The sequence below is a fragment of the Delftia sp. WSY_7 genome, assembly GCF_043104845.1.
GTDB classification, from domain to species: Bacteria; Pseudomonadota; Gammaproteobacteria; order Burkholderiales; family Burkholderiaceae_C; genus Comamonas; species Comamonas tsuruhatensis.
On record NZ_JBICLB010000005.1, the window covers coordinates 387,482 to 409,340 of the forward strand.

Consider the following 21,859-nt stretch of genomic DNA (forward strand, 5'->3'; position numbering starts at 1 on the left):
GCATGGACTCCGTATGAGTGGTCGATGCAGCCCATTATTCGAAGCCCGCGCCCTGCGCACTACGAAGAAAAACGCGTTCGCTTATTCGGTTTGCGCATGTCGCCGGGCCGCGCCCTTCCTAGTTGCCACGCACATATGGATGCGCGTTCTGCGTCGTTGAAAACACGGCACTCAGCGGACAGCATCGGCAGTCCCGAAACTGCTTTGGAGGGAGTTCCATGACCCGCAAGACCCAGACCGAGATCGACAGGACCCAGGACAGCCGCTGCGCCCATGGCGCCGATTGCGGTGCTTTCGGGGCGCTCGATGCTCCCGAGGCATCCGAGCCCTCGCTCTCGCGCCGCGCCCTGATCCGCGCCGGCGCCGCAGCCGGCGCGCTGGGCTCGGCCGCCTGGTTCAGCGGCCGCGCCGGGGCGCAGCCGCGCAAGAAGATCACCTTTGCCTGGAGCCAGGCCAGCTTCTGCCATTCGCCCATTCCCGTGGCGCTGGAGCGCGGCTTCTTCGAGCGCAACGGCCTGGACGTGGAGCTGCTGAACTGGGGCGGCTCGGCCGACCAGTTGCTGGAGGCGCTGGCCACGGGCAAGGCCGATGCGGGCGCGGGCCTGATCCACCGCTGGATCAAGCCGCTGGAGGCGGGGCTGGATGTCAAGCTCATCGGCAGCGTGCACGGCGGCTGCCTGCGCCTGGTCGGCCTGAAGTCGGCCGGCGTCACGCTGGACCCCAGCACGCTCAAGGGCAAGACCATCGGCGTGGCCGATCTCAACAGCCCGGCCAAGCAGTTCTATTCCATCCACCTGGCCAAGCGCGGCCTGGATGTGGACAAGGACATCGAATGGCGCGTCTACCCGGCCGACCTGCTGGATGTGGCCGCCAAGAAGGGCGAGATCCAGGCCATTGCCGACGGCGACCCCAATCTCTACCTGATCGAGAAACGCAATCCCGGCACCTTCCTCGAACTGGGCAACAGCGCCAAGAACGAGTACGCCGAAAGCATTTGCTGCGTGATCGGCGCAGGCGCAAAGTTCGCCCGGGCCAACAAGCCCGCAGCGGCCAGCGTGGTGCGCGCGCTGACCCAGGCCTCGGACTACATCGCCGAGAACCCCAACGAAACGGCGAAGATCTTTGCCAAGTACTCGCCCAAGGTTCCCGTCGAGGACCTGCAGCGCCTGCTGGCCGAGCTGACCTTCAAGCACCATCCGCACGGCAAGCCGCTGCGCGACGAGGTCCAGGCCTTTGCGGCCGACTTCCGCACGGCCGGCGTGCTCAAGAAGCAGACCGACCCTGGCCGCTTTGCCAGCCACATCACGCTGGACGTCCTCGCATGAGCACCGCAAGACCACGCTGGCGCCTGGGCGCCACGGATGCCGCACCCGGCCTGGAACGGGAACAGGCGCAGGGCACGCGCAAGGCCGGCCCCTGGCGCACCGGCCTGCTGGCCGCCGCCGCCTGGGCCGGCCTGGGCATGCTGACCCTGTTGTGGCCCAACAAGGAGATCGGCTTCAGCGAATGGGCATTCACGCAGGAATTCGGCATTGCCGCCCTGGCCGTGGCCCTTTTGCTGCTGGCCTCGGCCGCGCTGCCTGTGCGACCCGTACGGGCAGCACGGCGCATCGACCGCTGGCTGCGCCCGGCCGGTGCCTGGCTGGTGGCGGCACCACTGCTACTGGCGCTGTGGGAGACGCTGACGGCCAAGCTCGGCGCGCTGCCGCCGCCGTTCTTCGCGCCACCGCAAAGCCTGATCGACGTGGTGCACGAGGACTGGCAGCGCCTGGGCCTGTCCACGCTGTATTCGCTGCGGCTGCTGCTCAACGGCATCGTGTTCGGCGCGGTGATCGGCTTTCTCACGGGCGTGTGGATAGGCTGGTCGCGCATCGCGGGCTACTGGGTGCATCCGCTGCTGCGCTTCCTGGGGCCGGTGCCGGCCTCGGCCCTGCTGCCGCTGGCCTTTTTCTTCGCGCCGTCGAGCTACTCGGCAGCCGTGTTCCTGGTGGCGCTGGCCACGTTCTTTCCGGTGGCCGTGCTGACCTGGTCGGGCGTGGCATCGGTCAGCAAGAGCTACTACGACGTGGCGCGCACGCTGGGCGCATCGCCCTGGTTCCTGGTGCTGCGCGTGGCCATCCCGGCCGCCCTGCCCCAGGTCTTCGTGGGCCTGTTCATGGGGCTGGGCGCCTCGTTCTCGGTGCTGATCACGGCCGAGATGATGGGCGTGAAGGCCGGCCTGGGCTGGTATCTGCAGTGGGCCCAGGGCTGGGCAGCCTACGCCAACATGTACACGGCGCTGCTGGTCATGGCCGTGCTGTGCTCGGGCCTGATCACGCTGCTGTTCACCGTGCGCGACCGCACGCTGTCGTGGCAGAAGGGAACCGTCAAATGGTGATTGCCGCAGAACACGCCGCCAACGCCGCAGCCACGCCCGCCATCGCAGGGGCGGCCCTAGCAGGGGCGGCCCTAGCAGGGGCGGCCCTAGCCGGCGCGGCCATCGATGTGCAGGCCGTCAGCCACTGGTTCGGCCAGGGACAGGGCGCGCTGCAGGTGCTCGACGAGGTCAGCCTGCAGGTGCGGCCTGGCGAGTTCGTGGCCCTGCTGGGCCCCAGCGGCTGCGGCAAGTCCACGCTGCTGCGCCTGGTGGCCGGGCTGGACGCGCCCACGGCCGGTGCCGTGGCGCAGGACGGCACGGCCATCACCGAGCCCGATCCCTCGCGCATCGTCGTCTTCCAGGACCCCACGCTGTTTCCCTGGCGCACGGTGCGCGGCAACGTGGCCCTGGGCCTGCAGGCACGCGGCCTGCTGGACAGCCAGGCCCACCGCATCGACGAGGCCCTGCGCCTGGTGGGGCTGGAGGATTTCGCGGACAGCCATCCCCACCAGCTGTCGGGCGGCATGGCCCAGCGCGCGGCCCTGGCGCGCGCCCTGGTCAACGACCCGCGCCTGCTGATCCTGGACGAGCCGCTGGGCAAGCTCGACTCGCTGACGCGGCTGGCCATGCAAAGCGAGATCCTCAAGATCTGGCAGCGCGCAGGCTTTTCCGTGCTGCTGGTCACCCACGATGTGGAAGAGGCCCTGTTCCTGGCCCACCGCGTGCTGGTCTTCAGCCAGCGGCCCGCCCGCATCGTGGCCGAGATCGATGTGGACCTGCCCTACCCGCGCCAGCGCGGCCATGCCCGCCTGTCCGAGCTGCGCCACGAGGCCCTGCGCCACCTGGGCCTGGACCAGACCTGGTAGCGCCCGCCTCCGATGCAACGCAGCGACTCCCCCGACTGGCTCAACCCCTTGATCGGCGCCATGCAGCAGGCCCAGGTCGGCCTGCTGCAGCTGCTGCATGGCCTGGGCCTGGCCGGCACGGTGGACGGCCAGCCTGCCTGGCCCTGGGCCCTGCGCCTGTCCGGCGAAAACCTGGTGATCGACCTGGGCCAGGCCCGGGGCCTGCTGTGGTCGCTGGCGGCCGTGGCCACCGCCATCGTTTTGCTGTTGCTGGCCCTGGCGCTGGCCCTGGTTCTGCGCCGCATCCGCCTGCCGGCCCTGGTGCTGACCGCGCTGGCCGCGCTCGCCCTGCTGCTGGCCCCCTGGCCGCGTGCCGACCTGATCCTGGTGCCCGCGCATGCCACCAGCTTCCATGCCTCGCCCACGGGCTTCAGCGTGGAGAGCATTGCGCGCGGCGGCGCGGTCTATGCCCAGCACTGCACGGCCTGCCACGGTGCCGATGGCCGGGGCCACGGCCCGCTGGCCGCCAGCCAGCCGGTCTGGCCCCCCAACTTCACCAGCCCGCTGCTGTGGCGCCGCGCCGATGGGGAATTGCTCTGGGCCATCCTTCATGACCGCCGCCCCGTGGAGTCTGGCGACGGCGCACGGGCACACGGCCAAGCCGACCGGCTGTCCAGCGACGACGCCTGGGCCCTGATCGACTTCATGAAGGCCCGCGCCGCAGGCCAGATGCTGCAGATCGCCGGCAGCTGGCCCTATCCCGTGGGACTTCCCGACATGGCCGTGCAGTGCGCAGGCCAGCCCGCACGCCGCCTTAGCACCTGGCAAAGCCGCCAGCAGCGGCTGAGAGTGGTGGCAGGCAGCGGCCCGGTGCAGGAAGACCCGCGCCTGGTCAGCCTGCAGCTGTCGCCCGATGGCGGCAACCGCGCCGCCAGCGCCCTGGACTGCACCGTCAACGACCCGCGCGCCTGGCAGGCCATGGCGCTGCTCAGCGGCTCGGAGCAGCTGCAGGGCATGCAATGGCTGGGCGACCGCAGCGGCTGGCTGCGCGCGCTATCGCGTCCGGGCGCCCAGGGCTGGTCGGAGGACGACCTGGTCTGCCGCACGGACACGGCGGCCAAGACCACCTCCGGCGCTGGCGCCGTGGCCGACGGCCTGGGCGCGCTGATTGCACGCATGGACGCCGAGCCCGTGCGGTTCATCAAGGGTGGGTTTGTGCATTGAGTTGTGCATTGATCAGGGCCATCCCGGCCTGGCATGCAGTTATCGTCACCGCGCTGGCGGCCACTGGCGCGCGGTGTGCACCAGGGCCAGCACCCAGACCGTCGTGCCATCGATCTCATAGACAAGGCGATAGCTTTCATGGGGGATCAGCTCGCGCGTGCCGGCAATCCTGCCCGCTTTGCCCATCTTGGGATACGCGGCCAACCGGGCCGCTGCGTCGCTGAAAAGCAGGTCCATGCGCAAGGCTGCGCGAGGATTGTCAGCTGCGATGTAGTCCCAGATATCGGCGCGATCCTGCTGCGCCTGCGGCGTCCAGATGACTTTCACGCACGGTCTGCCGCAACCTGACGGCGCCGGGCAGCGAACTCGGCCTCGACTTCCTCATTCGAGCGGCCAAGTCCAGCGCGCATGGAGGCACGTCCCTCCTCGACCTTGCGCTGAAGATAGCCGTCATATTCGCGGGCCTTGCGGCGCTGCTCAATGTAGCCGCGCATCAACTCCCGCATGACCTGGGATGCGGGCCGGTCCTCGCCTGCGGCTTCGGCCATGAAGTCTTCGCGCAGCTCGGCTTCCAGTTTCATGGTGAAAACGGCTTCCTTGGGCATGATCCACTCCTGTGAAGATACCAACAAAGTATATACAACGTCAGTACCAAACACTCCAGAAACTCAACCGCTCCGCCCCATTCGCAACTTGCACTTGCCAATGCATCAATCAAATCAGGACTAGTTGCAAGCAAGGCCTCTTTCTATATTCGCGCCTCGACGGCGCCCGGCTTCCATGGGCCGCAGCTGCGCACGACACTACTGCGGGGACCCCACCCCTGCCTGACTGACCCACAACAAGGAGAGACTGCGATGACCGATCTCACCATCAACGGCAAGACCGTTTCCATGGACCTGGACCCCGAGACGCCCATTCTGTGGGCCCTGCGCGACACGCTGGAGATGACCGGCACCAAGTTCGGCTGCGGCGCGGCGCTGTGCGGCGCCTGCACGGTGCACATGAACGGCCAGGCCATACGTTCCTGCGTGACGCCGATCTCGGCGGCCGCGGGCCAGAAGATCACCACCATCGAGGCCATGACCTCGGGCTCCGATCGCGTGGGCACCGCCGTGCGCGATGCCTGGGTACGCCATGACGTGGCCCAGTGCGGCTACTGCCAGAGCGGGCAGATCATGAGCGCCACGGCCTTCCTCAAGTCGCTGCCCAAGGGCAAGAAGCCCAGCGGCGAGGAGATAGACGCGGCCATGGCCGGCAACATCTGCCGCTGTGGAACCTATGCACGCATCCGCACGGCCGTGGCCGATGCCGCGCGCACCCTGGGCTGAACGGAGAACGCCGCATGCTGACCACCTTCAACCCCGCCGAACTGCCGCGCGCCCTGCAGCACATCCTGGACCGTGACGAGGCCACCGCTGCCATCGCCGACGCGCCCACCCTTGCACAGATCCCCCGCCGCAGCTTCCTCAAGATCGCCGGTGCCGGTTCGCTGGCCCTGGGCGTGTTTCCCGCCATGGCGCAGGCGCCGGGCAAGGGCGAGGCCGCCGGCCTCAAGCCCACCGAGCAGCCCGCCTCCTTCGTGGAGATCTCGCCCAGCGGCGAAGTCACCGTGGCCATCAACCGCCTGGAGTTCGGCCAGGGCGTGCACACCGCCTTGCCCCTGGTGCTGGCCGAGGAGCTGGACGCCGACTGGAGCAAGGTCCGCGCCCGCCTGGGCGGCAACGATGCGGCCTATGCCGATCCGCGCTACGGAATCCAGATGACGGGCGGCTCCACCGCCCTCAAGCACAGCTACACCCAGTACCGCGAGCTGGGCGCCCGTGCGCGCGCCATGCTGGTGGCCGCCGCCGCCGCGCAGTGGAAGGTGGACGCCGCCACGCTGCGCACGCGCGAGGGCTTCGTGCTCGGCCCCAACGGCAAGAAGCTGTCGTATGGCGAGCTGGCCCAGGCCGCCATGGCCCAGCCCGTGCCGGCCACCGTCGTGCTGAAGAATCCCAAGGACTTCCGCCTGATCGGCAAGCCCACGGGCCGCATCGACGCCCGGGCCAAGAGCAGCGGCCAGCAGAGCTTCGGCATCGACATGCACCTGCCGGGCCAGCTGACGGCGGTGATTGCACACCCGCCCGTGTTCAAGGCGCAGCTGGCCTCGCTGGACGACGCTGCGGCGCGTGCCGTGCCCGGCGTCAAGGCCGTGCTGCGCGTGCCCGTGGACGGTGGCGGCGAAGGCGTGGCCGTGATCGCCACCGGCTACTGGCCAGCGCGCAAGGGCCGCGAGGCGCTGAAGGCGCAATGGAACACCGACGCCGTGGAGAAGGTGGACAGCGAACGCCAGCTGGCCCAGTACCGCGAGCTGGCCACGCAGCCCGGCGCACGCCACTTCGACGCCGATATCTCGGCGCTGGACAAGGCGCCGCGCCATATCGAGGCCGAGTTCAGCTTCCCCTACCTGGCCCATGCGCCCATGGAGCCGCTCAACTGCACGGTGCAGATGGGCGAGACCGGCGAGGCGGGTGCCGACCTCTACCTGGGCACGCAGTTCGCGGGCGTGGACGGCATGGCCGCCGCGCGTGTGCTGGGCCTCAAGCCCGAGCAGGTGCGCGTGCACGTGCAGATGGCCGGCGGCGGCTTTGGCCGCCGGGGCGTGGGCACCAGCGACTACGTGGTTGAGGCCTGCCAGGTGGCGCTGGCCGCGCGCCGCGCCGGCCTGAGCGCCCCCGTGCGCATGGTCTGGAGCCGCGAGGACGACATCAAGGGCGGCTACTACCGCCCCATGCACCTGCACCGCGCCAGGATCGGCTTCGACGAACGCGGCAAGGTGCTGGCCTGGGACCACGCCATCGTGGGCCAGTCCATCACGGCGGGCACCATGTTCGAGGGCGGCATGATCAAGAACGGCATCGACGCCACGGCCGTGGAGGGCATGCGCGAGCCCTATCCGCTGCCCATGCGCCTGACCGTGCACCACCCCAAGGTCAACGTGCCCGTGCTGTGGTGGCGCAGCGTGGGATCGACCCACACGGCCTTCGTCATGGAAACGCTGATCGACGAGATCGCGCGCAGCAGCCGCCAGGACCCCGTGGCCTACCGCATGCAGATGTTCGGTGACAAGCACCCGCGCCATCGCCTGGCCCTGCAGCTGGCCGTGGACAAGAGCGGCTACGGCAAGCGCCAGCTGCGCGCGGGCCGCGCCTGGGGCGTGGCCGTGCACGAGTCTTTCGACACGGTGGTGGCCTATGTGGTGGAGGCCTCGGTCAAGGACGGCCGCCCGGTGCTGCACAAGGCCACGGCCGGCGTTCACTGCAATCTGGCCGTGAACCCGCGCACCATCGAGGCGCAGGTGCAGGGCGCGGCGCTGATGGGCCTGTCCATGTGCCTGCCCGGCGCGGCGATCACGCTCAAGGACGGCGTGGTGGAGCAGAGCAACTTCGGCGACTTCGCCGTGCCGCGCATCACCGACATGCCCGAGATCGCCGTCCACGTCGTGCCCAGCGCCGAGCCGCCGACGGGCATGGGCGAGCCCGGCCTGCCGCCGCTGGCCCCGGCCTTCGCCAACGCCGTGGCGCAGCTCACGGGCAAGCCCGTGCGCAAGCTGCCGTTCGACCTGGCGTGATCGATCTGGCGTGATCGATCTGGCCTGAACGGCCGGACCTGATCCCGGTCAGCCCCCGGAAAGGGCGGCGGCACCTGCGGCCGCCGCCCTTTCCAGTTCTTCCATGGTCAGCAGATAGTCCGGGCAGTCCTGCAGCCGCTGCACGGCCAGGTCGATGAAGGCACGCACGCGCCGGGGCAGCGCGTCGCGGCTGCCGTAGTAGACATGCAGGCCGATGTGCTCGCTGACATGCTCCAGCAGCACGGGCACCAGGCGCCCCGCGCGGATGTGCGCGGCCGCGCAGATGTTGGACAGCTGGCCCAGCACCTGGCCGGCCAGCACGGCATGCAGCTCCAGCTCGGCATCGTTGGTGGACAGGGCCGGCTGCAGGTAGCGGTGCGTGAGCTCGCCATCGACCGGCAGGTACCAGGGCATCACCGTGTCCGTGGCCGCATGGCGGAACATGCTGCAGCGGTGCGCGGCCAGCTCGTCCAGCGACCGGGGCACGCCATGGCGCTGCAGGTACTGCGGCGCCGCGCAGACGATGAGCTGCACGGGAAACAGCCGCCGCCCGATCACGCTTTCATCGGGCGAGGCGCCGATGCGAAACCCCGCATCGACCCGGTCCAGCACCCAGTTGCCTATGCCGTCGTCCAGCCGCACATCGGGGACGATGCCCGGGTGCAGGCGGCAGAACTCATCGAGCAGCGGCATCAGCACGGGCGCAAAGCAGGACTTGGGGCCCACGATCCGCAACGGCCCCGCAATGCCCTCGCGGCTGTCGCGTGCCAGGTTCAGTGCGCGGTCCAGCGCGGCCAGCGCCGGCTGGGTGTCCTGCAGGAAACGCTGGCCCTCCTCGGTCAGCGCCAGGCTGCGCGTGGTCCGGTGCAGCAGGCGCACGCCCAGGTGCTGCTCCAGATGGGCCACCGCCTGGCTGGCGGCCTGGGGGCTCACGCCCTGGGACAGCGCCGCCTGGCGCAGGCTGCCCAGCTCGACCGCCTTGGCAAAGGTGGCGATGGCGCGCAGTTCATTGATGGGCATGGTGCGGGAATCCGGTATTCGAGGGCTGACAGTGCCGCAGTATCCCGCCTTTGCGCATGCCCTGCCCGCGGCTTGCGGGGCAAGCTAGCGCCCCTGGCGCGCCAGCCACACGCCGGCTGCCGTCAAGGCCATGCCCGCCAGCGCCAGGCCGCCCAGCGTCTCGCCGAACATGGCCCAGGCGATCAGGGCCGTGGCCGGTGGCGTCAGGTAGAACAGGCTGGCCACGTGCACGGCGCCGCCCCGGCGTATCAGCAGGTTGAGCAGGCTGACTGCGCCCACGGACAGCACCAGCACCAGCCAGCCCAGCGCGAACAGGAACTCGCCGCTCCAGCGCACCTGCATGGTTTCGGTGGCCAGGGCCAGCGCCCCCGTCGCCACCAGGCAGGGCAGGTACTGGATGACCGAGCCCGTGCGCAGATCAAACGATGGGCAGAACCGCTTCTGGTACAGCGTGCCGGCCGTGATGCCGGCCAGCGCCACCACGGCCGGCACCAGCATGGCCAGCAGGGCATGGACCGGCACCGAGGCGATCTTGCCCGCCACCACCAGGGCCACGCCCGTGAAGCCCAGCGCCAGCCCGGCCCACTGCCGGGGCCGCACGGACTCGCCCAGCAAGGTGCCGGCCACCAGCGCCGTGATCAGCGGCTGCAGCCCCACCACCAGGGCCGTCACGCCCGAAGGCAGTCCATGGGCGATGGCCGTGAACACGCCGGCCAGGTACACGCCATGCACGAACAGCCCTGACACGCCAATGTGCAGCCTCTGGCGTGCCGACCGTGGCCAGGGCGCGCGCAGCACCAGGGCCACCGCCGCCATCAGCACCAGGACGATGGCATAGCGCAGCGTCAGAAAGGTCAGCGGCTCCACATAGGGCAGGCCGAACTTGGCGCCGATGAAGCCCGTGCTCCACAGCAGCACGAACAGCCAGGGAAGCAAGGCGGCCGCCATGGCGGGCGGCGAGGTTTTTTGGGTCATGGAGCGGATGCGGAAAAGGGCGGCGGCAGGGGTTGGGGCGGCGCCAGTGTGTCATGCCCCGTGCGCCAGGGGCTGCGCGTGGCAAACCACCGCACCAGGCAGTCGCGCAGCGCCGCCATGGCCGCGCTGCTGAACGCCGCCGAGGGCCGCACGAAGTAGATGCCAGAGGCACCATCCAGGCGCCATTGCGGCAGCACCCGCACCAGCCGGCCTGCGGCCATGTGCTCGCTCATCAGCCAGTCGCCGCCGGCCAGAATGCCCACGCCCATGACGGAGGCCGTGAGCAGGGCCTCGCTGTCATTGCTGACCATGGGGCCGCGCACCAGCACCGTGTGCCGGGCCTGGCCCTGCGGCACATCGCCCGATGCGCCACCGTGCACCAGCTCCCATTGCGGAAACGACTGCAGCCCCGTGAAGCCCAGGCAGCGGTGCGCCGCCAGGTCCTCGGGGTGCGCCGGCGTGCCGTGGGCCTGCAGGTAGGCGGGCGCGGCGCCCAGGATGCGCTGGTGCCCGCCCAGCCGCAGCGCCACCAGCCGGCTGTCCGCCAGCCGGCCTATGCGCACCGCCCCGTCGAAGCGCTCGCCCACGATGTCCACGAAGCGGTCCGCATACTCCACCTCCAGCACGATCTGCGGATGGGCCAGCGCAAACTCGGCCAGCAGCGGGCTGAGCCAGCGCCGTCCCATGGCGGCCGGCAGCGACAGCCGCAGCCGGCCCCGCGCCTGCGAGGCGCCCTGGGCGGCCTCCTTCTGGGCATCGGCGATCAGGCCGGCCGCCTGGCGTACCTTGTCCACCAGGCGCAGGCCCTCGTCGGTCAGGTGCAGATGGCGTGTGCTGCGCTCCACCAGCCGCACGCCCAGCCGGGTCTCCAGCGCGTTCAGGCGTTTGGACAGCACGGACGGATGGCGCAGCAAGGCCCGCCCCGCCGCAGCGAAGGAGCCTTGTTCATGCAGCGCCACCAGGGCCGCCAGTTCATCGGCGTGCTGGCTGTCCAGAAGGTTCATGGGGTCAGGATGATCGCACCTTGGGAGCGTCCCTGCTCCAGATCGCCATGCGCCTGCGCCACCTCCGCCAGCGCATACCGGCGCCAGACGCCGGGCACGATGATGCCGGCCGCCACGGCGGCCAGCACGTCCCGTGCGCGCTCCTGGTACTCGGCCGCCGTGGCCGTGTGCGCGGCCAGCGAGGGGCGCGTGAGGAACAGCGAGCCCTTGGCATTGAGCGTGGCCACCGAGATGGGATCGGGCAGGCCGGAGGTCGCGCCGAAGGACACCAGCAGGCCGCGCGGGCGCAGGCAGTCCAGCGAGGCGCCCAGCGTCGTGCGGCCGATGGGGTCGTAGACCACGTCGGCCTTCAGGCCCCCGGTGGCCTGCAGCACCTGGCCCGGCAGCGTGTCCGCATCGAACACGAAGACCTCGTCGCAGCCGGCCGCCCGCGCGCGCTCCACGCTGGCTGCCTTGGACACCACGCCGATCACCAGGGCGCCCAGGTGCCTGGCCCAGGCGCACATCAACTGGCCCAGCGCACCGGCGGCGCCATAGATCACGATGCGGCTGCCGGGGCCCACGGCATGGGTGGTCTTGAGCAGGTACTGCGCCGTGATGCCCTTGAACAGCACGGCCGCCGCCGCGTCTTCAGGCAGCGCATCGGGCAGCTTCACCAGGCGCTCGGCCGGATACAGGCGGGCGCTGGCATAGGCGCCCAGCGGCCCCGTGGCGTAGCCCACGCGCTCGCCCACGGCCACATTCGTCACGCCCTCGCCCACGGCGGCCACCCGCCCCGCGCCCTCCAGCCCCAGGCCCGAGGGAAAGTCGATGGCGACAGCGCCCTTGCGCTGGCTCACGTCCAGCGGATTCACGCCGATGGCGGTCTGCTCCAGCCAGACCTGGCCGGGGCCGGGCGCCTGCACCTCGACCGGCTCCAGGCGCATGGCGTCGGGGGTGCCTGCGGCGTCCATGCGGACCTTGATCAATGGGTTCATCTCGCTGCTCCGTGAAATGGGTGCAGCGTAGAAGAAGCGATTGACGGCAGCAATAGGCCGGCGTGCAGTTCACTGCTGCATGGAGTGCAGCAATGACCACGAACCAGCGCGCACGCCGCCCACGCTGCCCGTCAGAAGTCGTGCCGGATGCCCAGCTCGAAAGCCGTGGAGGCGCGCCCGCCAAAGTAATTGGCCGCGGCCGGATTGCCGCTGACTGCCGCCCCCCCGGCTATGGCGAAGGCCGCCCCATTGCGGTTGGACATGCGGGCCGCATGCGCGTACAGCGCCGTGCGCCGCGACAGCGAGTGCACATAGCCCAGCGCCCACAGGTCGGCATCGCTGGCGCTTTGCGCCGCCGTTGCGCCCGTCTGGTCGGCCTTGACATAGCTGAGCTTGACCACGCCGCTGCCCACGGGAACGCTCATGCCCACCAGGGTGTTGACCGTGCGGTCCACGCCATGGACCCAGCGGCGCTGGGCCAGGCTGGCCTTGAGCCAGCCGAAGTCGTAGGAGACACCGTAGCTCTGGTCCTTGAAATGGATGCCGCTCAGGGTGTTGCGTGTGGTGAACTGCGCGCCCGCCACGTTCCAGCCCGCGCCCGCCCAGCCCAGCCGAAAGCCGTTGCCGCGCGTCTGGCCTGCCGCCGTGGCGCCCTTCTCGCCCAAGGTGGCGATCAGGCTGCCGGACACGCCCTGCAGCCCGCCCAGGCCGGCCGGCAGGAAATACTCCACCGCATTGCTCACGCGCAGCGTGGGATTGGCAGCCTGCGACTCCGGCGCCGTGCCGAAGGCCTGGCCCAGCGCGCGGGAAGCCGTGAACGAGCGAAAGCCATTGGCGCTGCCGATGCCCAGCGTGGCAAACGGATCGAAGCCGCTCCACACCAGGTGCGTGGGCACCCAGTCACGCCCCAGCCGCAGCTCGCCCCATTGCCGCGAGGCCAGGCTGACCGTGGAGCGCCGGTCCCAGAACGGGCCGCTGGCGCCCATGGCGCCGGTGTCGGCCAGCAGGCTGCCGTCCAGGTAGAAGCCCGCGCTCAGGCCGTCGCCCAGGTCCTCCTGCCCCCGCAATACCAGCTTGCTGGTGGAGTTGGCGCCGCTGGCCTGCGAGGTGACCGTTCCCAGGCCCTGGTTGCGCACCTGCCTGACGCTCACATCGACGGTGCCCGAGATCGATACCGAGGACTGCGCGCCCGCATGCGCGGCGGCCAGCCCCAGCGAGGCGGCCAGGGCCTGGCGTATGAAAACCTGCATGTTGTCTCCTTGTGGTTTTTTGCTTTGCTTTGCTCTTTGCTCTTTGTTTTTCTCGGGCGTGTGCCGGTGTCTGCCCGGCTACTCGGGCTTGAAGCCCGCGCCCTTGAGCAGCGCGGCGCTCTGCGCCACATCGGCGGCGATGAAGCGCTTGAACTGCTCGGTGCTCTCCGAAACCGTGTCGATGCCCAGGCTCGCGAAGGCGCCGGACCTGGCCAACTCGGCCACCGCCGCGTTGGAGGCCTGGTTCAGCCGCTGCACCCGGTCGGCCGGCGTGTCCTTGGGCGCCCACAGTCCGTACCAGGAGGTGTAGGCAAACCGCGGCAGGCCGCCTTCCTGCATGGTGGGCACCTCGGGCGCCAGCGGGCTGCGCTTGCCGGAGGTGATGGCAATCGGCCGCACCTTGCCGGCCTTGGCCAGCGGCAGCACGGAGACCATGGAGTCGAGCAGCAGGTCCACATGGCCGCCGCCCACATCCACCAGCGCGGGCTGCGTGCCCTTGTAGGGCACGTACTCGAGGCGCATGCGGCCCTGCTGGGCCAGCAGCAGCGTGGCCAGGTGGCTGGGTGCGCCCACGGCGGGAATGGCCGCCGTCCACGTGCTCTTGGCGCCTGCGGCCAGCACCTCGCCCAGCTTGCTGTGGGGCAGCTGTGGCGAGATCACCAGCATCAACGGCGCCTCGCCCACGCGCGCCACGGGGACAAAGTCGGTCTGCGGGTCATAGGGCGGATGGGCCAATACCTGCTTGGCCAGCACATGCGTGGCGGCCGAGAACAGCAGGGTGTAGCCATCGGGGGCAGCCGCCAGCACCGCACGGCCGCCCACCACGCCACTGCCGCCCACGCGGTTCTCGACGATGACCGTCGTGCCCAGCTGCTTGCGCAACTGCTCGGCGAACAGCCGCGCCGCGCTGTCCACGCCACCGCCCGCCACGAAGGGGACGATGACCTTGACCATCTTGCCCGGCTCGGGAAAGGCGGCGGGCACACTGGACGAGGCCATGCAGGCGATGGGCAAGGCAGCCAGCGCACCAAGTAAGGCGCCCAGCACCGGCCCCTTCAGCCGTGTCAGAGTTTTCATGCTTTGTCTCCTGTTTCTTTTGAAAATGGGCCGGCCGTTGCGTGGCTCAGCCCGGGTCCTGATTCGGCGCGCGCCGCCTGTGCCTGCGCACCAGCACGCTCAGCGTGTCGTCCAGGGCCTGGGCATCCAGCCCCCGCGTGATGAAGACGATGCGCGTGCGCCGGTCGGCACCCGGCCAGCGGGGCAGCGTCTGCGGCGGGGCGAACAGGTGCTGCACGCCATGGATGACCAGGGGCTGGTCCGGGTGCTCCTGCAGGTGCACGATGCCTTTGACGCGCAGCAGGTCATCGCCGCGCATGGCCGTGACCCAGTCCATCCATTCGCCGAACGCCTGCGCGGGCAGGGGCTCGTCGCGCTGCAGCACAAAGGACGAGATGCCGTCGCGGTGCGCGCCTGCCGGCGCTGTCACCGGAGCCATGGCCCGGTAGCCGGGCGTCTGGAGCATGCCCGCAGCGGCGTCCTCCTGCCCCGTCGCGCCTTCCGACATCAGCCGCTGCAGCAGCGCCACATGGTGGCCGGGGTCCATGCCTTGCGGCGCCTCGCCGTTGATGGCCTGCACCTGGGCCAGCAGTTGCGCAGCGGGCTGTGCGCCGCCCAGCAAATCTGTCTTGGTCAACAGCACCAGGTCAGCCACAGCCAGCTGCCGCACGGCTTCGGGATAGCCTGCCAGCGTGGCGCTGCCCAGCACGGCATCGACCGTGCAGGCCACGCCGGCCAGCGCATAGCGCGCCCGCACGGCGGGCTCGCCCAGGAAGGAGCGCAGTATCGGCCCCGGGTCCGCCAGGCCGCTGGTTTCGATCAGCACGCGGCGCGGCGCGCCCTGTTCGCGCAGAGCCAGGCGCTCCAGCGCCTCCACCAGATCGCCGCGCACGCTGCAGCACAGGCAGCCATTGGCCAGCAGCACCGTGTCCTCGCAGGCCAGGCTGGTCAGGTCCTGGTCGATGCCGACCGCACCGAACTCGTTGACGATGACGGCCGTCCCGTGCAGGTCCGGCAGCGCCAGCAGCCGGTTGAGCAGCGTGGTCTTGCCGCTGCCCAGAAATCCCGTGAGCACGGTGACCGGAATGCGCTGGCCCGCCGCTTCGGGCAGGGCCAGCAGGCTGGAGAAATGCCCGCTCATGACGCCACCCCTCCATGCACCTCGGCGAACGAGCGCAGCGTGCGCTCCAGCCGCGCCAGCGCCCACTGCGCCACGGCCTGCGGCACCTCGTCCGAGCCCAGCGCATCGAGCAGGCCGCGCAGCGGCTGCGCACCCTGCACGACTGCTGGCCGGGCACGGAACCAGGCCGCCACCTCGGGCTGCTCGCAGCGCTCGCCCCCGTCCTGCAGGTAGTCCACGATGTCCAGCTCGAAGTCCTCCAGCCGCAGGCTGATGCCGCCCGCCCCGCAGGCGCAGGCACCGCCCAGGGCGACATGGCGCAGCGCCAGGGCGCACCACAGGTCCCAGAGCCGGCCGGCCTGCAGGGCGTGGTCGGAGGCCATGGCCGTGCTCACTGCCCGTCCCAGGCCACGGCGGCAGCCGCTGCACCGGATGCACCGGGCACTCTGGGCGCACTGCGCAGCGCCTGCGTGCCCTCGTGATCCACCTGTCCCTGGCCATCCAGCGCCACGCGGTAGACCTCGCGGGCCACCTGGGCGCTCACATAGCCTTCGCGCACGTCCTCGGCCACCTTGTCCAGTTCGCGCGCCAGCGGGTCGCCAAAGCCCCCGCCGCCGCCCGACAGCATGCGGTAGGCATCGCCGCGCTCCAGGCGCACGTTGAAGATCTTGGCGTTGGCATGGTCGGTCTTCCACTCGCCCTTGTGGCGCACGGCCAGGCCGTTGCCCATGGCGTCGCCGCCGCCCTCCAGGCCCCAGGGCTTGCAGTGCACGCGGTCGATGCGCGTGGTGACGGTGAAGGGCGACAGCGCCTGCACCACCATCTCCGCGCCCAGGCCGCCCCGGTACTGGCCCGCGCCGGCCGAGTCCTGTCGGATCTCGTACTTCTCCACCAGCACCGGGTACTTGGCCTCGAGCTGCTCGGTGGGGCTGTTGTGGGTGTCGCCGTCATTGATGCAGACGGTGACGGACACGCCGTCCTCGCGGCTCTTGGCGCCCCAGCCGCCGCCCAGCGGGCCGATGCCGACGATGAACAGCCGCCCGTCCTCGGGCGAGATGCCATGGATGTTGGGAAACACCAGGTCCGCGTGGTGGCCCGCGATGGAGCGGTCGGGAATCGCGGGCGCCAGGGCCTTGAAGATGGTGTCGATCACCGTCATGGGGAAGGTCATCCACACGCGCATGGGATACGGCCTCTCGGCGCTGATCACCGTGCCCATGGGCATGATCACCTTGAGCGGCCGAAAGCTGCCGTCGTTGACCGGGTAGTCGGTCGGCGTGGTGAGGCATTTGTAGGCCACCTGCGCGCAGGCGATGCCCGTGGTGAAGCCCGAGTTGTAGAAGCCGCGCACCTGCTTGGAGACATCCGACAGGTCCACCGTCATCTCGTCGCCCCGCACCGTGACCTTGACGCGGATGGGAATGCGCTTGCCGATGTCCAGCCCGTCGTCGTCCATGAAGGACTCGGCCTCGTACACGCCATCGGGAATCGACAGCGTGTTCTTGCGCGCCACGGCCTCGCTGGAATCCATGATCTGCGCGATGGCCCCGTTGACCGCATCCACGCCATAGCGCTGCAGCAGTTCCACATAGCGGCGCTCGCCCGTGGTGATGGCCGTGATCTGCGCGCGCAGATCGCCCAGGGCCCGCTCGGCCAGGCGCACGTTCATCGCGATGATGTCGATCAGGTCCTGGTTGACCTCGCCCTGGCGCTGGTACTTCATGATGGGGATCTGTATCCCTTCGCTGAAGATGTCCGTGGTGACGTTGCCCAGCGTGCCGCCCACGTCCAGCCAGTGGGCCATGCAGCAGGTGAAGCCTTCGAGCCGGCCCTCATGGAACACCGGCATGGTGAACGTGAAGTGGTTCAGGTGGCTGCCGGTGGTATAGGCATCGTTGGTGATCAGGATGTCGCCGGGCAGGATGTTCTCGTAGCCGAAGTGGCGGATCTTGGCCTTGACCGTCTCCGACATGCCGCGGATGAACATGGGCAGGCCCAGGCCGATGGACACCGTGTCGCCCTCGCGCGTGAACAGGCCGACCGTGAAGTCCAGCGCCTCGTAGATGATGAGGTTGTAGGCCGTGCGCGTCAGGTTGGTCTTCATCTCCTCCGTGACGGCGTACAGGCCGTTGCGGATGATCTCGACGGTGACCGGATCGACGGGCCTGGAGTCAGTGGGGTGGTTCATGTGCGGTCGCTCCCGATGTCGATTTGCAGATTGCCCAGTTCGTCCACGCGCAGCCGGTCGCCGGGCTGCACGACGGTGGTGGATGCGTGTTCCTCGATCAGCGCGGGCCCCGCGATCTCGTTGCCCGCCAGCAGGCGCTCGCGCAGATGCACCGGCGTGTCCACCCAGCCGCTGGAGCGGAAATAGACGGGCTTGACCGTGCGCACGGAGGCACGGCTGGGCTCGGCACTGCCGCGTTCCACGCTGTGCCTGGGCGGTTTCTTCATCGTGCCCAGCACGGTGACGCGCAGGCTCACGAGGTCGGCCGGCTCCTGCGGGGCCGAGGTGCCGTAGCGCACCTTGTGCAGCTCGTCGAACTGGCGCTTGATGGCCGAGCGGTCCCTGCCCTCGAAGAAGGCCATGGGCAGGTCCACGGTCACCGCATGCTCCTGGCCCACGTAGCGCATGTCGGCGGCGCGCTCGATCACGATGCCGTCCGGCGCGATGCCGGACTGCGCCAGCGCGGCGCGGCCCTCGTCCTCCATGCTCTGGTAGGCGGCCTCGATCTCCTCGAAGGAGACCTCGCCCAGCTTGCGGAACACCGAGCGCACGTAGTCGTAGCGCAGGTCGGAGAACAGCATTCCGTAGGCCGAGAAATAGCCGGGCGCATAGGGAATCAGCACCTTGCGGATGCCGATCTCGCGCGCAATGGCCGAGGCGTGCAGCGGCCCCGCGCCGCCGTAGACGACCATGGTGAAGCTGCCCGCATCCAGGCCGCGCTCGGTGGTCACGGCCTTCACGGCATGCGACATCTGCGTCACGGCGATGCGCAGGATGCCGTCGGCCGCCTCGGTGGGCTCCAGGCCCAGCGGGGTCGCCACGCGCTCGGCCATCTGGCGCTGGCAGGCATCCATGTCCAGCTGCAGCTCGCCGCCCAGGAAATGCTCCGCGTCCAGCCGGCCCAGCACCAGGTTGGCGTCGGTCACCGTGGGCTCCAGCCCGCCACGGCCATAGGCCACGGGGCCGGGGATGGAGCCGGCGCTCTGCGGGCCCACGCGCAGCGCGTTGCCCGTCTCCACGCGGGCGATGGAGCCGCCGCCCGTGCCCACTTCGTGGATGTCCATCATCGGGATCTGTATCGGCAGGGCCTGCTCGTAGCCGCCGATCAGCGCCGAGCCCGTGGTCAGCGGCCGGCCTTCGCTGATCACGCCGGCCTTGGCCGTGGTGCCGCCCATGTCGAAGGCGATGGCATCGCCCATGTCCAATTGCGCACAGATGGCCTGGGCGCCGATCACGCCGGCCGCCGGACCCGATTCGAGCATGCGCACGCAGCCCACCTTGGCATGCTCGACCGGGAACAGGCCGCCCGTGGACTGCACGATGTAGAAGTCGCCCTCGAAGCCCTTGCCGCCCAGGTGGTTCTCCAGCTGGCCCAGGTACTGCGACACGCGCGGCCCCACATAGGCATTGGCCACGGCGGTGGACACGCGCTCGAACTCGCGGTACTCCTGCGACAGCTCGTGCGAAGCGCAGACAAAGGCGCCCGGCATCTCTTCCTGCAGGATCTGCTTGACGCGCTGCTCGTGCGCCGGGTTGCGGTAGGAGTGCAGCAGCAGCACGGCCACGGCCTCCACGCCCTGCCCTGCCAGCTCGCGGGCCAGCTCGCGCACGGCCGCCTCGTCCAGCGGCTTGTGCAGGCTGCCGTCGGCGCGCAGGCGCTCGGACACCTCATGGCGCAGCGAGCGCCGCACCAGCGGCTGGTGCTTGTTGAAGAACAGGTTGTAGGCATCGGGCCGGTTCACGCGGCCGATCTCGTAGATGTCGCGAAAGCCCTCGGTGATCAGCAGCGCGGTGTGGGCGCCGTTGCGCTCCAGCAGCGTGTTGATGGCAATGGTGGAGCCGTGCAGGAACAGATGGCCGTCGCGCCAGTCGATGCCCGCGCTGTCTATCGTGGCCTGGATGCCGTTGACCAGCTCGCCATGCGTGGACAGGGCCTTGCCGAACAGCAGCCGGCCGCTGGCCTCGTCGAACGCCGCCATGTCGGTGAAGGTGCCGCCGATATCGACGGCAATGCGCAGCCGGGGCCGCTGCGAAATCGCTTGTTGGTTATCCATGAAATTCTCCAGAGACAGTTATTCACAGCGCCATGCGCCGCCCACAGTCCTTGAAACCGGCGTGCCCCAAAGCGAGGGACACCGAGGAAGGGCCGCCCCGCACCGAGGGTGTCGTCCCCCTCCCGCGAAGCGAGAGAGGGGGAAGGCGCGAAGCGACTCAGGGGGTGTCATCTCAGACATCAGTGCCGATACGGTTGCTCAGCACGCCCAGGCCCGTGATCTCGACCTCGACCACATCGCCGTGCTTCATGTACAGGGGCGGCTCGCGGCGGTCGCCCACGCCGCCCGGCGTGCCCGTGGCGATCACGTCGCCGGGCGACAGCGGCGTGAAGCGCGACACATAGGCCACGATGGTGGGGATGTCGAAGATCAGGTCGCCCAGGCTGGCCTGCTGCATCACGCTGCCGTTCAGGCGGGTCTGCAGCGCCAGGCTGCGCACGTCGGCCACCTCGTCGCGCGTGACCAGCCAGGGGCCGAAGGGCGCCGTGCCGGGAAAGTTCTTGCCGGGCGTGAACTGGTGCGTATGGCGCTGCCAGTCGCGCACGCTCACATCGTTGAAGCAGGCATAGCCGGCGATGTGCTCGAAGGCATCTTCCTTTGCAATGTGGCGCCCGCCCCGGCCGATGACGAAGGCCAGCTCGCCCTCCCAGTCGAAACGCTCCGAGAAGGCCGGGCGCAGCAGCTCGTCTCCATCGGCGGCCAGGCTGTCGTTGAAGCGCAGGAACAGCGACGGGTGCTCGCTGTCGGCGCGCTGCGTCTCGGCCACATGGGTCTTGTAGTTCAGGCCCACGCAGATGAGCTTGCCGGGGTTGGGGATGACGGGCAGCGCCTGGGTCTGCGCCGCATCGACGGGCACGGCGCCGGCCTGCAGGGCCTGCTCCAGCTCGCCCAGCGCCTGTGCGCGCAGCACGGACAGCAGGTCGGGATGGCGGGCGAGAAAGTCGGCGGGCGGCAGCAGGAAGCGCTCGGCCAGAACCTGCCCGTAGCGGGGCTGTCCGGCATGGATGAAGCTGGCGAGTTTCAACGGATTTTCCTTAGGTTCGGTGTCTGGAAAACCTGCCACGGCAAGGCCGCTGGCAAGGCATGACTGCACTGTAGAAATCCGTTTGATATCTGGATAGATAGAATTTCAGGCTTTCAGAATTGCCTCATCAGGCATACCTCAACCGGGTAACCACCATGCACCTGCCCAGCGTCAAGCTCTTCCTCGAGGTCTCCGAAGCCGGCAGCATCAGCAAGGTCGCGGCACGGCGGCACACCGTGCAGTCGCACATCAGCCGGCAGATCAGCGAATTCGAAGCGTCTCTGGGCGGCCCCTTGCTGCGGCGCACGGGCCGGGGCGTCACGCTGACGCCGCTGGGGGCGCGGGCCGCGCTGCGGCTGCGCAGCTGGCTGCAGGAAACCGAGCAATTGCAGGAAACGCTGCGTGCGGACGCAGGCCAGCTATGGGGCGAGGTGCGGCTGGGCATCGTGCCCTCGGCCGCGCACCCGCTGATGACGCATGTGTTCGACTGGCTGCAGCGCGAGCACCCTGGCATACGCCTGAACATCACCGAGGCCCAGGGCACGGAGCTCGACGCGCTGCTGGACAGCGGCGCAGTGGACCTGGCCATCCTCTTTCGCTTCGCGCGCCCGGCCGGCGGCGACGAGCGGCTGCTGAGCACCGCGCACAGCTATCTGGTGTCGCGCCCAGGCGACCCCTTGACCCTGGCGCCCACCACGGAGTTCGCCGCGCTCGACGGCCTGCAACTGGTGCTGCCGCGACGCCCCAGCCATTGGCGCGATGCGCTCGATGAGGCCGCGCACAGCCACGGCTTTCGGCTCGCCGCAGCCGCCGAGGCCGACTCGCTGACCGTGCAAAAGGAACTCGTGGCCCACGCGCCCGGCCTCTACTCGGTGATCGGCCCGTATTCCATCGATGCCGAACTGCGCCAGGGCCGGCTGCAGGCCAGCCGCCTGGTCAACCCCGGCCTGGTGCGCCATGTGACGCTGGCCCTGCCCCGGCACGGCAAGCTCACCCAGGCCTGCCGCGTGGTGGGCGATGCCATCGAGGCATTGACGCAAGCCTGGGGACAGCAGCTGTCGCCGGGGCCGCTGAGCACCTCGGGACTGCTCGGCGGTTGAAGGGATCAGATATC

General features: G+C 69.7%; 20 protein-coding genes. 7 read left to right on the top strand and 13 right to left on the bottom strand.

Annotated features, from left to right (window positions below):
* Positions 1-218: 218 nt before the first annotated feature.
* The 4 genes from ACF8ME_RS03090 to ACF8ME_RS03105 are packed head-to-tail and all read left to right on the top strand — an operon-like array spanning position 219 to position 4,425.
* On the top strand, positions 219-1,325 hold the full coding sequence (locus ACF8ME_RS03090) for an ABC transporter substrate-binding protein (protein WP_374006790.1): 1,107 nt from the start codon (positions 219-221) through the stop codon (positions 1,323-1,325).
* Positions 1,322-2,377, top strand: a complete 1,056-nt coding sequence (locus ACF8ME_RS03095; RefSeq protein WP_392415179.1) for an ABC transporter permease — start codon at positions 1,322-1,324, stop codon at positions 2,375-2,377. Before ACF8ME_RS03090 ends, ACF8ME_RS03095 begins: the two co-directional genes overlap by 4 nt.
* On the top strand, positions 2,371-3,222 hold the full coding sequence (locus tag ACF8ME_RS03100) for an ABC transporter ATP-binding protein (RefSeq protein ID WP_267178070.1): 852 nt from the start codon (positions 2,371-2,373) through the stop codon (positions 3,220-3,222). The genes ACF8ME_RS03095 and ACF8ME_RS03100 overlap by 7 nt, the downstream gene beginning before the upstream one ends.
* Before the next feature lie 12 nt (positions 3,223-3,234).
* On the top strand, positions 3,235-4,425 hold the full coding sequence (locus ACF8ME_RS03105; RefSeq protein WP_392415181.1) for a c-type cytochrome: 1,191 nt from the start codon (positions 3,235-3,237) through the stop codon (positions 4,423-4,425).
* Positions 4,426-4,470: 45 nt separating this feature from the next.
* On the opposite strand, the gene ACF8ME_RS03110 is transcribed toward ACF8ME_RS03105, so the two are convergent.
* Both ACF8ME_RS03110 and ACF8ME_RS03115 read right to left on the bottom strand, forming a co-directional pair.
* A complete protein-coding gene (locus tag ACF8ME_RS03110; protein WP_074921506.1) occupies positions 4,471-4,752 on the bottom strand; it encodes a type II toxin-antitoxin system mRNA interferase toxin, RelE/StbE family in 282 nt (93 codons plus the stop codon).
* Positions 4,749-5,030, bottom strand: coding sequence for a hypothetical protein (locus tag ACF8ME_RS03115; RefSeq protein ID WP_016445493.1), 282 nt, complete (start codon positions 5,028-5,030; stop codon positions 4,749-4,751). The genes ACF8ME_RS03110 and ACF8ME_RS03115 overlap by 4 nt, the downstream gene beginning before the upstream one ends.
* 252 nt (positions 5,031-5,282) lie before the next feature.
* Between ACF8ME_RS03115 and ACF8ME_RS03120 the strand changes: the two genes are divergently transcribed.
* Together ACF8ME_RS03120 and ACF8ME_RS03125 are read left to right on the top strand one after the other, a co-directional pair.
* On the top strand, positions 5,283-5,756 hold the full coding sequence (locus tag ACF8ME_RS03120; protein ID WP_012207419.1) for a (2Fe-2S)-binding protein: 474 nt from the start codon (positions 5,283-5,285) through the stop codon (positions 5,754-5,756).
* A gap of 14 nt (positions 5,757-5,770) precedes the next feature.
* Complete coding sequence (locus tag ACF8ME_RS03125) at positions 5,771-8,038, top strand: molybdopterin cofactor-binding domain-containing protein (RefSeq protein ID WP_392415183.1); 2,268 nt, start codon at positions 5,771-5,773, stop codon at positions 8,036-8,038.
* A 48-nt stretch (positions 8,039-8,086) separates the two neighbouring features.
* Here the strand turns inward: ACF8ME_RS03125 and ACF8ME_RS03130 are convergent, their stop codons facing one another.
* The 11 genes from ACF8ME_RS03130 to ACF8ME_RS03180 form a co-directional block, all read right to left on the bottom strand.
* A complete protein-coding gene (locus tag ACF8ME_RS03130; RefSeq protein ID WP_016445491.1) occupies positions 8,087-9,058 on the bottom strand; it encodes a LysR family transcriptional regulator in 972 nt (323 codons plus the stop codon).
* Between the two features lie 84 nt (positions 9,059-9,142).
* Positions 9,143-10,033 carry a DMT family transporter gene (locus ACF8ME_RS03135; RefSeq protein ID WP_392415185.1) on the bottom strand — a complete coding sequence of 297 codons (891 nt, stop codon included), beginning with the start codon at positions 10,031-10,033 and terminating at the stop codon, positions 9,143-9,145.
* Complete coding sequence (locus ACF8ME_RS03140) at positions 10,030-11,037, bottom strand: LysR family transcriptional regulator (protein ID WP_392415186.1); 1,008 nt, start codon at positions 11,035-11,037, stop codon at positions 10,030-10,032. The genes ACF8ME_RS03135 and ACF8ME_RS03140 overlap by 4 nt, the downstream gene beginning before the upstream one ends.
* A complete protein-coding gene (locus ACF8ME_RS03145; RefSeq protein ID WP_392415187.1) occupies positions 11,034-12,014 on the bottom strand; it encodes a quinone oxidoreductase family protein in 981 nt (326 codons plus the stop codon). Before ACF8ME_RS03145 ends, ACF8ME_RS03140 begins: the two co-directional genes overlap by 4 nt.
* A gap of 131 nt (positions 12,015-12,145) precedes the next feature.
* Positions 12,146-13,264, bottom strand: a complete 1,119-nt coding sequence (locus ACF8ME_RS03150) for a porin (protein ID WP_016445488.1) — start codon at positions 13,262-13,264, stop codon at positions 12,146-12,148.
* Between the two features lie 78 nt (positions 13,265-13,342).
* A complete protein-coding gene (locus tag ACF8ME_RS03155) occupies positions 13,343-14,341 on the bottom strand; it encodes a Bug family tripartite tricarboxylate transporter substrate binding protein (protein WP_392415188.1) in 999 nt (332 codons plus the stop codon).
* Between the two features lie 46 nt (positions 14,342-14,387).
* Positions 14,388-15,461: a CobW family GTP-binding protein gene (locus ACF8ME_RS03160; protein ID WP_392415189.1), complete on the bottom strand. Its 1,074-nt coding sequence runs from the start codon at positions 15,459-15,461 to the stop codon at positions 14,388-14,390.
* A complete protein-coding gene (locus ACF8ME_RS03165) occupies positions 15,458-15,823 on the bottom strand; it encodes a hypothetical protein (protein WP_392415191.1) in 366 nt (121 codons plus the stop codon). Before ACF8ME_RS03165 ends, ACF8ME_RS03160 begins: the two co-directional genes overlap by 4 nt.
* Before the next feature lie 8 nt (positions 15,824-15,831).
* Positions 15,832-17,628 (bottom strand): hydantoinase B/oxoprolinase family protein, encoded by a 1,797-nt coding sequence (locus tag ACF8ME_RS03170; RefSeq protein ID WP_392415192.1) that lies wholly within the window; start codon positions 17,626-17,628, stop codon positions 15,832-15,834.
* Positions 17,625-19,721: a hydantoinase/oxoprolinase family protein gene (locus ACF8ME_RS03175; protein WP_392415194.1), complete on the bottom strand. Its 2,097-nt coding sequence runs from the start codon at positions 19,719-19,721 to the stop codon at positions 17,625-17,627. The genes ACF8ME_RS03170 and ACF8ME_RS03175 overlap by 4 nt, the downstream gene beginning before the upstream one ends.
* A gap of 172 nt (positions 19,722-19,893) precedes the next feature.
* On the bottom strand, positions 19,894-20,745 hold the full coding sequence (locus tag ACF8ME_RS03180; RefSeq protein WP_392415196.1) for a fumarylacetoacetate hydrolase family protein: 852 nt from the start codon (positions 20,743-20,745) through the stop codon (positions 19,894-19,896).
* Positions 20,746-20,900: 155 nt separating this feature from the next.
* Here ACF8ME_RS03180 and ACF8ME_RS03185 point away from each other — a divergent pair, with 155 nt between their 5' ends.
* Positions 20,901-21,845, top strand: a complete 945-nt coding sequence (locus tag ACF8ME_RS03185) for a LysR family transcriptional regulator (protein ID WP_013800697.1) — start codon at positions 20,901-20,903, stop codon at positions 21,843-21,845.
* Positions 21,846-21,859 lie beyond the last annotated feature (14 nt).

What these genes read in the sequence shown, in the direction of transcription:
- ACF8ME_RS03090 (WP_374006790.1), top strand. Translation starts at nt 219, where the DNA reads ATGACCCGCAAGACCCAGACCGAGATCGACAGGACCCAGGACAGCCGC.
- ACF8ME_RS03095 (WP_392415179.1), top strand. Translation starts at nt 1,322, where the DNA reads ATGAGCACCGCAAGACCACGCTGGCGCCTGGGCGCCACGGATGCCGCA.
- ACF8ME_RS03100 (WP_267178070.1), top strand. Translation starts at nt 2,371, where the DNA reads ATGGTGATTGCCGCAGAACACGCCGCCAACGCCGCAGCCACGCCCGCC.
- ACF8ME_RS03105 (WP_392415181.1), top strand. Translation starts at nt 3,235, where the DNA reads ATGCAACGCAGCGACTCCCCCGACTGGCTCAACCCCTTGATCGGCGCC.
- ACF8ME_RS03115 (WP_016445493.1), bottom strand. Translation starts at nt 5,030, where the DNA reads ATGCCCAAGGAAGCCGTTTTCACCATGAAACTGGAAGCCGAGCTGCGC.
- ACF8ME_RS03120 (WP_012207419.1), top strand. Translation starts at nt 5,283, where the DNA reads ATGACCGATCTCACCATCAACGGCAAGACCGTTTCCATGGACCTGGAC.
- ACF8ME_RS03125 (WP_392415183.1), top strand. Translation starts at nt 5,771, where the DNA reads ATGCTGACCACCTTCAACCCCGCCGAACTGCCGCGCGCCCTGCAGCAC.
- ACF8ME_RS03130 (WP_016445491.1), bottom strand. Translation starts at nt 9,058, where the DNA reads ATGCCCATCAATGAACTGCGCGCCATCGCCACCTTTGCCAAGGCGGTC.
- ACF8ME_RS03135 (WP_392415185.1), bottom strand. Translation starts at nt 10,033, where the DNA reads ATGACCCAAAAAACCTCGCCGCCCGCCATGGCGGCCGCCTTGCTTCCC.
- ACF8ME_RS03140 (WP_392415186.1), bottom strand. Translation starts at nt 11,037, where the DNA reads ATGAACCTTCTGGACAGCCAGCACGCCGATGAACTGGCGGCCCTGGTG.
- ACF8ME_RS03145 (WP_392415187.1), bottom strand. Translation starts at nt 12,014, where the DNA reads ATGAACCCATTGATCAAGGTCCGCATGGACGCCGCAGGCACCCCCGAC.
- ACF8ME_RS03150 (WP_016445488.1), bottom strand. Translation starts at nt 13,264, where the DNA reads ATGCAGGTTTTCATACGCCAGGCCCTGGCCGCCTCGCTGGGGCTGGCC.
- ACF8ME_RS03155 (WP_392415188.1), bottom strand. Translation starts at nt 14,341, where the DNA reads ATGAAAACTCTGACACGGCTGAAGGGGCCGGTGCTGGGCGCCTTACTT.
- ACF8ME_RS03160 (WP_392415189.1), bottom strand. Translation starts at nt 15,461, where the DNA reads ATGAGCGGGCATTTCTCCAGCCTGCTGGCCCTGCCCGAAGCGGCGGGC.
- ACF8ME_RS03165 (WP_392415191.1), bottom strand. Translation starts at nt 15,823, where the DNA reads ATGGCCTCCGACCACGCCCTGCAGGCCGGCCGGCTCTGGGACCTGTGG.
- ACF8ME_RS03170 (WP_392415192.1), bottom strand. Translation starts at nt 17,628, where the DNA reads ATGAACCACCCCACTGACTCCAGGCCCGTCGATCCGGTCACCGTCGAG.
- ACF8ME_RS03175 (WP_392415194.1), bottom strand. Translation starts at nt 19,721, where the DNA reads ATGGATAACCAACAAGCGATTTCGCAGCGGCCCCGGCTGCGCATTGCC.
- ACF8ME_RS03185 (WP_013800697.1), top strand. Translation starts at nt 20,901, where the DNA reads ATGCACCTGCCCAGCGTCAAGCTCTTCCTCGAGGTCTCCGAAGCCGGC.